Genomic DNA, 12,428 nt, shown 5'->3' on the forward strand with positions numbered 1-12,428 from the left:
TGGAATGACCCGGGGCCGGAATCTTCCGGCCCTTGTTTTTTTGCAAGAAATGGATGAAGAAAATGAAATCGATCTGCTTGTTCTGCGGCTCCAACAAAGGCGGCAACCCTGAATACGAGGACGCGGCCCGCGCATTCGGCCGCGCGCTGGCCGAGCAGAACATCACCCTGGTGTACGGTGCCGGCAACGTGGGGCTGATGGGCGTGGCGGCGGACGCCGCGCTTGAGGCGGGCGGCAAGGTGATCGGCGTGATTCCGGAATTCCTGAAGGCCAAGGAAGTGGCGCACATGGGCCTGACCGAGCTGCACGTCACCGAGACCATGCATCAGCGCAAGGCCCTGATGGCGCGGCTGTCCGATGGCTTCATCGCGCTGCCCGGCGGATTCGGCACCTTCGACGAATTGTTCGAGATCCTGACCTGGGCGCAGCTGTCGGTGCACAACAAGCCGGTGGGCGTGCTGGACGCCGGCGGCTTCTACCAGCCGCTGAAGGCCTTGGTCGAGCATGCGGTGGGCGAAGGCTTCGTGCCCAAGGGCAATCTGGACTTGTTCCGCATCGAGCGCGATCTGCCGACCTTGCTTGGCTGGATGCGGCAATACCAGCCCCGCCACGTCGCCAAGTGGCTGGATCTGGCCCGCACCTGAGCGGTCCGCATGGGAAAGCGGGATACGCAAGCGTCGCCATGGCTGCGCTCGCGGCGGGCGATGGCCTGGCCGTTGGCGCTGCTGCTGGCGGCGATCATCGTTTTCGAAGAGCTCGCCTGGGACGAACTGGCCGCGGCGCTTGCCCGGCTCGGCCGCTGGCCGCCGTTCGCAGCGCTGGAACGCTGGGTGGCGGGACGTTCCCCCAAGGTTGCCTTGGCGCTGTTTCTGGCCCCGGCGCTGGCCTTGCTGCCGGTCAAGCTGGCGGCGCTGTTCCTGATCGAGCAAGGCCATGCGCTGCTGGGTCTGACCGTGATCCTGCTGGCCAAGCTCGGCGGCACCGCGCTGGTGGCCTGGCTGTTCACGCTGACGCGGCCGGCATTGATGTCGGTGCCGTGGTTCGTGCGCTGGCACCAGCGCTTCGAGCGGCTTCGCGCATGGGTGTTCGAGAGGCTGCGAGTCTCCTTGCCGTGGCGCTGGGCCAGGCTGGCGAAGGCGCGCGCGCGGCGGTTCTGGGCGCGGCCGTCGCCGCTGGCGCGCCTCGCGCGGCGGCTGGCCGGTCGTTGGCGCCGCGAGGCCTCTTCGGCGAAAGAAGACAAGAGGATGGACGGATGATTATCGTGATGAGCGCCCGCGCGAGCGAGGCTGAAGTGCGGAGCGTGGTGGCCAGGATAGAAAGCGCCGGCTTGGCCGCGCACGTATCCCGAGGCATGGAGCGCACGGTGATCGGCGCGGTGGGCGAGGAACGGGGGCTGGAGGCCGGCGCATTCGAGGCGATGGCCGGCGTCGAGCGCGCGCTCAGAGTCGTCGGCGACTACCGCATCGTGTCGCGGGAGGCCCAGCCGGCGGATTCAAAGGTGAGGGTGGGGAGGGCAGTGTTCGGCGCGAGCGGCGCGGCCTGGCTGGGCGGCCGCGCGCAGGACTGGAGCGAAGACGCGCTGCGCGCCGCCGCGCGCAACGTGGCGGCCGCTGGCGGATGCCTGCTGTATGCGGGCGGCGGCCGCAGCCACGTAAGTCCTTACCATTATCAGGCCTTGGGCGTGGCCGATCTGGAGCGTCTCTGCGACGTGGCGGGCGAGTCCGGGCTGGGCGCGGTGGCCGAGCTGCGCGACGTCCGCCTGCTGGACGCGCATCTGGAGTTGCAAACGGAAGCCTTGCTGCTGCCGCCGCCATCGCTGAACAATATCGAGTTGCTGCGGGAAGTCGGCCGCATCAATAAAGCTGTCATCTTGCAGCGGGACAATCGCCAGACGCTGGACGAGTGGCTGACCGCGGCCGAGCATGTCGCGCTCGGCGGCAATCACCAGATCGTGCTGTGCGAATGCGGCGGCGATGGCCAGTCGGTCAGCCTGGATGTCGGGGAGTTGGCCAGCCTGCGCCGGCGGACTCATCTGCCGCTTATCGTCTCAGCTCCGCAGACCGGCGGCCAGGCTTCGGCCTTGTCGCTGGCTCGCGCGGCGCTGATTGCCGGCGCTTGCGGCCTGATGCTGGACTGCGCGGCCTGGCCTGATGATGAAGCCGCGGGATGGCGCGGGTTGCTGGCGGGTGCAGTGGCGTGAGCGCGCTGGCGGGCTTGCTGTCGGATATCGCGGCTTGCCGGGCGTGCGAAGCGTCGTTGCCTTGCGGGCCCAGGCCGGTGCTGCGGGCCGCCGAAGGCTCACGCATCCTGCTGGCCGGCCAGGCTCCGGGCCGCAAGGTGCACGAGAGCGGAATACCCTGGGATGACGCCAGCGGCAAGCGCTTGAGAGAGTGGCTGGGCGTGGGGGAGGATGTGTTTTACGATCCGGATCGCTTCGCGATCGTGCCCATGGGGTTCTGTTATCCAGGCACGGGGCATAATGGCGATTTGCCGCCGCGTCCGGAGTGCAGCAAGCTCTGGCACCCGCGCCTGCTGCCCCTGCTTGGCCGGGTGGAGTTGGTGTTGGCGGTGGGCAGCTACGCGCAGGCTTATCATCTGTCTTCGCGCAAGCGCACGCTGACCGAAACGGTTGCGGCCTGGCGCGAGTATTATCCAGGCGTGATTCCATTGCCGCACCCCAGTCCGCGCAATCGGATGTGGCTGGCGCGCAATCGATGGTTCGAAACCGAGTTGCTGCCGGCGTTGCGGCGGCGAGTGGCGGAAGTGCTGGGGCGATAGATGGGAGTGCCTTGCTTGTGAATGAGCAAAAACTCTAAAAATGTGGATTTCCATCGTTTCGCGGGTGATAATTTGTCCAGTTCTATGGAGAGACCCGTCACGATGAAGTGTGTTGATGATTTTCGCCTGCAGTTGGGCAAACACGAATTGGTGCCAATCGTCATTGGAGGCATGGGCGTCGATATTTCCACCGCCCAGCTGGCGCTGGAGGCTGCGCGGCTAGGCGGCGTCGGCCATATTTCCGACGCGATGGTGCCGACCGTGACGGACCGCCGTTTCAATACCAAATTCGTCAAGAACAAGCTGGCCCAGTATAAATTCAACGTAGAAAATCCGGACAAGTCGGTCGTCCGCTTCGATCTGGGCATGCTGGAAGAGGCCACCCGCCTGCATGTGGGCAATACCATGCAGCAAAAGCAGGGCAGCGGCCTGGTGTTCATCAACTGCATGGAAAAGCTGACGATGAACGCGCCCAAGGAAACCCTGCGAGTGCGGATGCGCGCGGCGCTGGATGCCGGCATCGATGGCATCACGCTGGCAGCGGGCCTGCATCTGGGTTCTTTCGCCCTGATCGAAGACCACCCGCGTTTCCGCGACGTCAAGCTTGGCATCATCGTTTCCTCGCTGCGCGCGCTGCAGCTGTTCCTGAAGAAAAACGGCCGCTGCGGGCGCATGCCGGATTACGTCGTGGTGGAAGGGCCGCTGGCCGGCGGCCATCTGGGCTTCGGCATGGACTGGGCCGAGTACGACCTGGCCAGCATTTTCACCGAGATTCGCGATTGGCTGCGGGCCGAGCAATTGGACATCCCGCTGATTCCTGCCGGCGGCATCTTCACCGGCAGCGACGCGGCCGGCTTCCTGGAGGCGGGCGCCGGCGCGGTGCAGGTCGCCACCCGCTTCACCGTAGCCCGCGAGTGCGGACTGCCGGAAAAGGTGCAGCAGGAGTATTTCAAGTCCAGCGAAGAGGATATCGAGGTCAACCAGTTGTCTCCGACCGGCTATCCGATGCGGATGATCAAGCATTGCCCGGCGATCGGCGACAGCATCCGTCCGAATTGCGAAGCCTATGGCTATCTGCTGGATGCCAAGGGCGGCTGCTCCTACATCGACGCCTATCACAAGGCGCATGCGGAAAATCCGGGCCAGCGCCGCGTGCCGGTTTGGGAAAAGACCTGTCTGTGCACCCATATGCGCAATTTCGATTGCTGGACCTGCGGCCATTACGCGTATCGCCTGAAGGATACGACCCATCTTCGCGGCGATGGCAGTTATCAGTTATTGAGCGCCGAGCATGTGTTCCTGGATTATCAGCACAGCAAGGATAACAAGATCGCCCTGCCGCGGCGGGAGGAATGCCTGAAGGCGGGCTGACGCGCGTTCCCGCTTTCGCGCTTTGCAAATGGGCAGTCGAGCTTTTCGCTTCGACTGCCTTTTGTCATTTGGCACTTCTCGTAGAAAAGGTTTTGGCTCGGGTGTTGATGTTCGGCGGCCATTTATATAGCATTGATATCTTTTTCCCTCAATGCCATTCCCTTTCTGGACGATCATGACGCGAAGGCTGATCGGCCCGCGCGGATAGCGCCGCGGACAGGTTTATTCGCCGCTCGTCCGGCCTGGGATTGCGCAAGTTGCTGTATATTTCGGAATGATTTCCATTTTCTTGCGAACAAGTAATCAACAATGAGCAAAACCGACAAGCAGGGCCAGCGGGAAGCCGTGTCGCAGCGCATTCGCTATCGTCTGCAAAAGGCGGGAGCGCGCTTCCACGCCAACGACAATATTTCGGCCTTCATCGAGGAGGGCGAGCTGGACGAGTTGCAGGAAGAGGTGCAGGCCAAGTTGAGAGGCGTGCTGGAAAGCCTGGTGATCGATACCGCGAATGATCACAATACTCAAGACACCGCCAAGCGGGTGGCGAAGATGTTCGTGCGCGAGGTGTTCCGCGGCCGTTACGTCGCCATGCCGGCCAGCACCGAGTTTCCGAATGTCGAGCACCTGAACGAATTGATGATCATCGGCCCGATCACGGTGCGCAGCGCCTGCTCGCACCATCTGTGCCCCATCATCGGCAGAGTATGGGTGGGCGTGCTGCCCAATGAGCACTCGAATCTGATCGGCTTGTCCAAGTACGTTCGCCTGATCGATTGGGTCATGACCCGGCCGCAGATACAGGAAGAGGCGGTTTCGCAGATCGCCGAACTGCTGATGAGAAAGCTGCAGCCGGACGGTTTGGCCATCGTGATGGAAGCCGATCATTTCTGCATGCATTGGCGCGGCGTGAAGGATAGCAACAGCAAGATGACCAATAGCGTGATGCGCGGCGCCTTCCTGACCAACCCGGATCTGCGCAAGGAATTCCTTTCCCTGATGCAAAAGTGAGGATATCGGCGCAGCCGTGTCCCGCGTATTTACGATGAAAGAGCCTATGTTCCCTTATCGAATGATTCCTGCCTTGGTCTTATCCGTATGCGCGGCGGCGGCAATGGCCGAACCGGCTTCGCAAACCTTGCCTTCCGGCGTGAAGGTCGAGGTATTGGTGCCTGGGAAGGGCGCCAAGCCTTCAAGCAGCGACACCGTCAAAGTGAACTATCGCGGCACATTCAAAGATGGCAAGGAGTTTGACAGCTCCTACAAGAACGGCGGTCCGATCAGCTTCCCGTTGAGTCGCGTGATTCCCTGCTGGACCCAGGGCGTCAGCGCGCTGACGGTGGGCAGCAAGGCCAAGCTGTTTTGCCCGGCGAATACCGCATACGGCAGCCGAGGCGTGCCGGGCGTGATTCCGCCGAACGCGCCGCTGTATTTTGAAGTGGAGCTGCTTTCCATTCAGAAGTGATCGACAGTCGCATATGAAAACAGGCCCGGAATTCCGGGCCTGTTTTTTTGAATCCGGCCAAGCTTTCAGCTGGCCTGGTCGAACAGTTTGGCAAGCGGCTCGATGATGCGCTCCAGATAGCGCGCATCGGTTTGGTCGAAACCGCTCAGTTGGACGGAGTCGACATCCAGCACCGCCATGACGGCGCCTGCGGAGTCGCGGATGGGCACCACCACTTCGGAGCGGGCGCTCGACGAGCAGGCGATGTGTCCGGGAAAGGCGTCGACGTCATCGACCAGCAGCGTGCGGTTCTGCGCCCAGGCGCTGCCGCAGACGCCGCGGCCGCGCGGTATGCGGGTGCAGGCGATGGGCCCCTGGAACGGCCCCAGAACCAGCTGCTCGCCCTTGACCAGATAGAAGCCGGTCCATAGCCAGCCGAAAGTCGAGGCCAGCGCGGCGGACAGGTTCGCCAGCGCGGCGACGATGTCGGTTTCGCCGATGATCAGCGCATGAGCTTGCGGCAGCAAGGCCTGATACTTTTCTTCCTTGCTATCGCCTTCGATGATGAGATTTTCTGCCATGGCGGGTATTGCTTGGGAGTAAATGCGGACTGGACAGCATACACCATGCCGGGCATGAAAAGAAAACGCCGCCCGGACGGGCGGCGTGAACAGTATTACGGAGCCATGGCGCGGGTTACATCATGTGCTGCCCGCCATTCATTGCGATATTGCTGCCGGTGATGAAGCCGGCGTTGTCGGAGCAGAGGAAGGTGACCAGGGCGGCGATCTCTTCGGGACGGCCAAGGCGGCCGACCGGAATCTGGGCCACGATCTTGTTGCGGACATCTTCCGGCACCGCCATCACCATTTCGGTGGCGATATAGCCGGGAGAGATGGTGTTGACTGTCACGCCTTTTTTGGCCACTTCCTGGGCCAGCGCCATCGTGAAGCCATGCATGCCGGCCTTGGCCGCGGAGTAGTTGGTCTGGCCAAACTGACCCTTTTGGCCGTTGATGGACGAAATGTTGATGATGCGGCCGAAGCCCGCCTCCAGCATATTGTCCAGCACCGGCTTGGTCATGTTGAACACCGAATCCAGGTTGGTGCGGATCACGGCGTCCCAGTCATCCTTGTTCTGCTTTTTGAAACTGGCGTCGCGGGTGATGCCGGCGTTGTTGACCAGGATGCTGACCTGGCCAACATCCTTCGTGATCCGCGCAATCACTTCCTGGCAGGCTGCGAAGTCGGTAACGTCGCACTGGTAGCTGTGGATGTCGCTGAAACCCAGCCCCTTCATGTCGGCATGCCAGGCGGACTCCCGGCCCGGCTTGCTGTAGGTGGTCACCACGGCATATCCCGCTTCAGCCAAGGCTTTGCAGATGGAGGTTCCGATGCCTCCCATGCCTCCGGTGACTAATGCAATCCTTTTCGTCATGATGCTGGCTCCTCTGTCGGGTTTGGAATCTATGCTTGAATTATCTTTACTTCCTTTTGTTACAGAATATGCAGGACGCCATAAAAAGTAAATAAATAGCATGTGCTACTTTATTTACAATGCTTTAGCCTAGTTCCCGGCTGAGCCTTTGCAGCAAATCCAGTCTATGCTTAGAAATCGCGCCCTGTTCTGCAGCTGTAATGATTGCACAATTGGGCTCGACGCAATGCGAACAGTTATGGAACCGACACTGGCCAATATACCTGCGCATTTCGGGGAAATAGTGAATTAAATCTGTGGATTTCAGATGTTTCAAGCCAAATTCTTGCAGGCCCGGAGAGTCGATTAGATGACTGTTTTCGTCAAGATGGTACAAGGCCGCGTGGGTGGTGGTGTGCCGGCCGGAATCCAGCGCCTCCGAGATGTCGCCGATGCGGGCATTGGCCTCGGGCAGCAGCGCATTGGTCAGCGTGGATTTCCCCATGCCCGACTGGCCGACCAATACGCTGGTATGGCCGCTGAGCAAGGGTTTCAGCGGTGAAAAGTCCTGCTTGGCCGACAATGTGACCAGCTTGTAACCCAGGTTCACATAGAGTTGCAATTTTCCCAGCAGCGCCGCGGTTTCCGGCAGGTCGCTCTTGTTGACCACGATGATGGGGTCGATGTCGCCGGCCTCCGCCGCGATCAGGCAGCGCCCCAGCAGTTCCTCATTGGGCGTGGGCACGGCGGCGATCACGAACAGGATGCGCGTGACGTTGGCCGCGATCTTCTTGGCTTTCCAGTCGTCCTGGCGATAGAGCAGGCTGCGGCGGTCGTGCGCGCGCTCGATCACCGCCTGCTCGCGGTTCTGGATCAGGATGTCGACGATGTCGCCGCAAGCGTAGTCGACGCGCTTGCCGCGGGTGGTGCAATCGAAAGTCTGGCCGTCCGCCTCGACGATGAAGCGCCGGCCGTGGCTGCGTATGATTTGTCCGGTGCTGGCTGTCATGGGCGGCGGAACAGGGCTTCGGTCTTGGCCGCGCAGATGAAGTCGTTGAGGGTCAGGCCGCCGGCGTCGTGGGTGCTGAAATTCACCACCGCGCGATTGTAGTGGACCGACATGTCCGGATGATGGTCTTCCTGATTGGCGATCCACGCCAGAGCGTTCACGAAGGCCATGGTTTCATGGTAGTTGGCGAAGCGGTAAGTCTTGCGCAGCTCGATGCCGACGATTTCCCAGTCCGGCAGCGTGGACAGCAGCTGCTTGACGGTATTGTCAGCCAGCGGACTTTGGCCGTGTTGCGGGGTGCAGGAGAGTTCCAGCAGGTTCATGCCTGATTTCCTTTCAGATGTTGAATGCGCAGCGCCGCGGGCGGGTGCGAATCGTAGAAGGCGGAATGGACGGGGTCCGGCGTCAGCGTGGACGCGTTGTCGCGGTACAGTTTGACCAGCGCGCTGACCAGATACTCCGCCCGGGTTTGTTCCGACGCGAAATCGTCGGCCTCGTATTCGTGCACGCGCGACATCCGGCTGGACAGCGGCGTCAGCGGGAAGGTGAAGGCCGGCGTGGCGGTGAAGAACAGGATCAGGGCCATCGCGGTGCTGGGCGCGGCGACGCCGAGGCCGGCGTAGAACCAGGGCGCGTGCAGCAGTTGGCCCAGCAGCCACAGCAAGGCCAGCGACAGCGCGAACGCCATGGCGATGCGCTTGACGATGTGGCGGCGCTTGAAATGGCCGAGCTCATGGGCCAGCACGGCTTCGATTTCGGCGTGGCTGAGCTGGGTCAGCAAGGTATCGAAGAATACAATGCGCTTGGCGGCGCCGAAGCCAGTGAAATAGGCGTTGCCGTGATTGGAGCGGCGCGATCCGTCCATCACGAACACGCCTTGGCTCTTGAAGCCGGCGCGCTGCAGCAGCGCCTCGATCCGCGCCTTGAGCGCCTCGTCGTCAAGCGGCTTGAATTTATTGAACAGCGGCGCGATCAGCGTCGGATACAGCGCCACCATCAGGAGTTGGAAGCCGGACCAGACCAGCCATACCCACAGCCACCACAAGGGTCCGGAAATCTCCATCAGCCACAGCACCAGCGCCAGCAGCGGCAGACCGATCGCGGCGCCGATTAGGGTGCCCTTGATCATGTCAGTCGCGAACAGCGCGAAGGTGGTCTTGTTGAAGCCGTACCGGCTTTCGATCCCGAAGGTGCCGTACAGGGTGAACGGCAGCGAGACCGCGCTGCTGATCACGGCGACGGCCACGATCAGCGCCATGCCGGACAGCAGGGGATTGGCGAACCATTCCATGCAGCGGACGGCCAGCCATTGCAGTCCGCCGCCGAAAGTGAACGCCGCGATCAGCGCGGTATCCACCCAGGCGGACAGCAGGCCGAGCCGGGTCTTGGCGACGGTGTAGTCGGCGGCGTGGCGATGCCGCTCCGGCGTGATGCTGTCGCGGAAGGCGGCCGGGACCTGGGCGCGGTGGCGCGATACATGGCGAATGTGGCGCCAGCCTAGCCACAGTTTCAGGCAGAGGGTCAACGTCAGCGCGGCGGCGAACAGCAGGGAAAAGGCGTCGGTCATGGATGTCCGTATGGGGTTTGCCGACGGCGCGGCAATGAAGGAAAATGGCAGGGTTTTCTAAAGATTGGCTAGTATGGCACAAGATACCAATAACCTCATCTGGCTCGACATGGAGATGACGGGCCTGAATCCGGATCAGGACCGCATCATCGAAGTGGCGATGATCGTAACCGACAGCAATCTGAACGTCCTGGCCGAATCCCCGGTACTGGTGATTCACCAGCCGGACGCCATCCTGGACGGCATGGATGACTGGAACAAGAATACCCACGGCAAGAGCGGTCTGATCGAGAAAGTGAAGAACTCCACGATCAACGAGGCGGAAGCCGAGCAGCTGCTGCTGGATTTCATGGCGCAGTACATCCCGGAGCGCGTGACGCCGATGTGCGGCAACACCATCCATCAGGATCGCCGCTTCATGGCGCGCTGGATGCCGCGGCTGGAGGCTTACTTCCATTACCGCAACCTGGACGTATCCACCCTGAAGGAGCTCTGCAAGCGCTGGCGTCCGGAACTCGCCAAGGGCGTGGTCAAGCGCGGCAAGCATGAAGCGCTGGCCGACATCCTGGAGTCGATCGAGGAAATGCGCTACTACCGCGAGCACTTCCTCAAGGTATAAGCGCCGCCGCGACGAGCCGGCTCCAATGGGCCGGCTTTTTCACACTCACCTCGTATTCCATTGGCAGGAAACATGGCCGCACATCGCCACATCGACATTAACTCCACCCAGGTCTGGGCCAGGCTGCATCAGCATCAGCGCGCGACGCGCCACATGCATATGCGCGAGCTGTTCGAACTGGACCCGCAGCGGTTCCAGCGCTTTTCGCTGGAACTGGACGGCTTGCTGCTGGATTATTCGAAGAACCGCATCACGGAACGCACGCTGGAGCTGTTGTTCGAACTGGCGAACAAGGCAGATCTGCGGACCTGGATGGACCGGATGCGCCACGGCGAGCGCATCAATGTCAGCGAAGATCGATCGGTATTGCATACCGCCTTGCGTCTGCCCGCCGGCGCGCAGCTGAGCGTGGATGGGCGCGACGTGGCGGCCGATGTGCAGCAGGTGCTGGCGAGGCTCAAGGATTTCAGCGAACAGGTAAGAGACGGCCGCTGGCTGGGGTTTGCTGGCCAGCGGATTCGCGACGTGGTCAATCTTGGCATCGGCGGTTCGGATTTGGGGCCGCTGGTGACGGCGGACGCGCTGGCCGCGTATGCCCATCCGGAGCTCAAGGTACACTTCGTGTCTAACGTCGACGGCCAGCATCTGGCGCGAACGCTGCAGACGCTCGATCCCGCCTCCACGCTGTTTATCATCGCCTCCAAGTCCTTCACCACGCCGGAAACCCTGCTCAACGCCCAGGCCGCGCGCGCCTGGTTTCTGCAGGCGGGAACCGAGCAGGAAATCGCCAGGCACTTCGTCGCGGTTTCCACCAACGAGCCGGCGGTACGGGCCTTCGGCATCGATCCGCAACACATGTTCGGTTTCTGGGACTGGGTCGGCGGCCGCTACTCGGTCTGGTCGGCGATAGGCCTGCCGGTGATGCTATCCATCGGCTATGACAATTTCCGAGCCTTTTTGGACGGCGGCCACGCGATGGACCGGCATTTCTTCGAATCGCCGTTCGAGACCAATATGCCGGTGCTGCTGGCGCTGATCGGCATCTGGTACAACACCTTCTACCGGGCGCATACTCATGCCATCATGCCCTACGATCATGGCCTGCGCCGCCTGCCGGCTCATATCCAGCAACTGGACATGGAGTCCAACGGCAAGCGGGTGGGCCGTCTGGGCGAGGCTCTGGATTTTGACACCGGCCCGGTGATCTGGGGTGAGGAGGGCGCCAACAGCCAGCATGCGTTCTTCCAGCTGCTGCACCAGGGCACCCGGTTGGTGCCGTGCGATTTCATCCTGCCGCTGAACAGCCACTATCCGCTGGGCAATCAGCACGATGTGCTGGTCGCCAACTGCCTGGCTCAGACCGAGGCGCTGATGCGAGGCAAGAACGAGACCGAAGCGATGCAGGAGCTGGGCCACTTGTCCGGCGAGCAATTGGACATGCTGCTGCCGCAGAAGCTGTTTCCCGGCAATCAGCCGTCCAACACGCTGGCGCTGGACAGGGTCACGCCGTACAGCATGGGCATGCTGATGGCGCTTTACGAGCACAAGGTGTTCGTGCAGGGAGTGATCTGGGGCATCAACTCCTTCGATCAATGGGGCGTCGAGTACGGCAAGCAGCTGGCGAGGCGCATTCTGCCGGAGCTGTCCGGCGATACCGGCGCGCTGGGGCACGACAGTTCAACCAACGGCCTGATCCGACATTACAGGGAACACCATGGCAAATAGCAGACAACTGGCCGCCGACCTCGGCGCCGCCTTGCTGGCGCGGGGCGAGACCGTCTCTACCGCGGAGTCCTGCACCGGCGGCATGATAGCGGCCGCCATCACCGATATTCCAGGCAGCTCCGGCTGGTTCAGCCATGGCGTGGTCAGTTATGGCAACCAGGCCAAGCAGCAGTTGTTGAAAGTGCAGGCCTCGTCGCTGATGGATCACGGCGCGGTCAGCGAGCGGGTGGTCAGGGAGATGGCCGCCGGCGCGCAGGCCCTGGCCAACGCCGATTGGGCGGTGGCGGTATCTGGCATCGCCGGGCCGGACGGCGGTTCGCCGGACAAGCCGGTTGGCTTGGTGTGGCTGGCCATCGCGCATCCGGGCGGGCAAACCGAAGCCTGGAGCCGGCATTTCGCCGGCGACCGCCAGGCGGTGCGCCAGCAAACGACGGAGGACGCGCTGGCTCGGCTGCTGGATCGCGTCCATGCCGGCGCGTCCCAAGCCTGAGTCTGGATAGCC

15 protein-coding genes are annotated in these 12,428 nt (G+C 62.3%); 10 read left to right on the forward strand and 5 right to left on the reverse strand.

The genetic code is table 11. The annotated features are described in order from the left end of the window. Positions 1–62 precede the first annotated feature (62 nt). The 7 genes from ACY3GB_RS02050 (at position 63) to ACY3GB_RS02080 (ending at position 5,611) form a co-directional block, all read left to right on the forward strand. Positions 63–644, forward strand: coding sequence for an LOG family protein (locus ACY3GB_RS02050; RefSeq protein ID WP_463087255.1), 582 nt, complete (start codon positions 63–65; stop codon positions 642–644). 9 nt (positions 645–653) lie between these two features. Beyond that, positions 654–1,256 (forward strand): hypothetical protein, encoded by a 603-nt coding sequence (locus ACY3GB_RS02055; protein WP_463087256.1) that lies wholly within the window; start codon positions 654–656, stop codon positions 1,254–1,256. Next, complete coding sequence (locus ACY3GB_RS02060) at positions 1,253–2,200, forward strand: 3-deoxy-7-phosphoheptulonate synthase (RefSeq protein WP_463087257.1); 948 nt, start codon at positions 1,253–1,255, stop codon at positions 2,198–2,200. The genes ACY3GB_RS02055 and ACY3GB_RS02060 overlap by 4 nt, the downstream gene beginning before the upstream one ends. Further along, the gene (locus ACY3GB_RS02065) at positions 2,197–2,778 is read left to right on the forward strand and encodes a uracil-DNA glycosylase family protein (protein ID WP_463087258.1); all 582 of its coding nucleotides are present in this window, start codon (positions 2,197–2,199) and stop codon (positions 2,776–2,778) included. Before ACY3GB_RS02060 ends, ACY3GB_RS02065 begins: the two co-directional genes overlap by 4 nt. 102 nt (positions 2,779–2,880) lie before the next feature. Further along, the gene (locus ACY3GB_RS02070; protein WP_463087259.1) at positions 2,881–4,149 is read left to right on the forward strand and encodes a nitronate monooxygenase; all 1,269 of its coding nucleotides are present in this window, start codon (positions 2,881–2,883) and stop codon (positions 4,147–4,149) included. 309 nt (positions 4,150–4,458) lie between these two features. After that, the gene (gene folE, locus ACY3GB_RS02075) at positions 4,459–5,157 is read left to right on the forward strand and encodes a GTP cyclohydrolase I (protein WP_463087260.1); all 699 of its coding nucleotides are present in this window, start codon (positions 4,459–4,461) and stop codon (positions 5,155–5,157) included. Between the two features lie 46 nt (positions 5,158–5,203). Then, positions 5,204–5,611, forward strand: coding sequence for an FKBP-type peptidyl-prolyl cis-trans isomerase (locus ACY3GB_RS02080; protein ID WP_463087261.1), 408 nt, complete (start codon positions 5,204–5,206; stop codon positions 5,609–5,611). A 65-nt stretch (positions 5,612–5,676) separates the two neighbouring features. Here ACY3GB_RS02080 and ACY3GB_RS02085 read toward each other — a convergent pair whose 3' ends face one another. The 5 genes from ACY3GB_RS02085 to ACY3GB_RS02105 form a co-directional block, all read right to left on the reverse strand. Further along, entirely contained in the window at positions 5,677–6,171 is a 495-nt protein-coding gene (locus tag ACY3GB_RS02085; protein ID WP_463087262.1) for a GAF domain-containing protein, read from the reverse strand. 115 nt (positions 6,172–6,286) lie between these two features. Next, the gene (phbB, locus tag ACY3GB_RS02090) at positions 6,287–7,027 is read right to left on the reverse strand and encodes an acetoacetyl-CoA reductase (protein ID WP_463087263.1); all 741 of its coding nucleotides are present in this window, start codon (positions 7,025–7,027) and stop codon (positions 6,287–6,289) included. Positions 7,028–7,151: 124 nt separating this feature from the next. Next, positions 7,152–8,015: a ribosome small subunit-dependent GTPase A gene (gene rsgA / locus ACY3GB_RS02095; RefSeq protein ID WP_463087264.1), complete on the reverse strand. Its 864-nt coding sequence runs from the start codon at positions 8,013–8,015 to the stop codon at positions 7,152–7,154. Continuing rightward, a complete protein-coding gene (locus tag ACY3GB_RS02100) occupies positions 8,012–8,338 on the reverse strand; it encodes a 4a-hydroxytetrahydrobiopterin dehydratase (RefSeq protein WP_011135913.1) in 327 nt (108 codons plus the stop codon). Before ACY3GB_RS02100 ends, rsgA begins: the two co-directional genes overlap by 4 nt. Then, positions 8,335–9,582 (reverse strand): M48 family metallopeptidase, encoded by a 1,248-nt coding sequence (locus ACY3GB_RS02105; protein WP_463087265.1) that lies wholly within the window; start codon positions 9,580–9,582, stop codon positions 8,335–8,337. Before ACY3GB_RS02105 ends, ACY3GB_RS02100 begins: the two co-directional genes overlap by 4 nt. 73 nt (positions 9,583–9,655) lie before the next feature. On the opposite strand from ACY3GB_RS02105, the gene orn reads away from it, so the two are divergent. The 3 genes from orn to ACY3GB_RS02120 all read left to right on the forward strand — a co-directional run bounded on the left by orn (position 9,656) and on the right by ACY3GB_RS02120 (position 12,416). After that, positions 9,656–10,201, forward strand: a complete 546-nt coding sequence (gene orn / locus ACY3GB_RS02110) for an oligoribonuclease (RefSeq protein WP_463087266.1) — start codon at positions 9,656–9,658, stop codon at positions 10,199–10,201. A gap of 72 nt (positions 10,202–10,273) precedes the next feature. After that, on the forward strand, positions 10,274–11,926 hold the full coding sequence (pgi, locus tag ACY3GB_RS02115; RefSeq protein ID WP_463087267.1) for a glucose-6-phosphate isomerase: 1,653 nt from the start codon (positions 10,274–10,276) through the stop codon (positions 11,924–11,926). Then, positions 11,916–12,416, forward strand: a complete 501-nt coding sequence (locus ACY3GB_RS02120; RefSeq protein WP_463087268.1) for a CinA family protein — start codon at positions 11,916–11,918, stop codon at positions 12,414–12,416. Before pgi ends, ACY3GB_RS02120 begins: the two co-directional genes overlap by 11 nt. The last annotated feature ends 12 nt before the right edge of the window (positions 12,417–12,428 follow it).

Source organism: Chromobacterium sp. Ag138 (assembly GCF_055181315.1).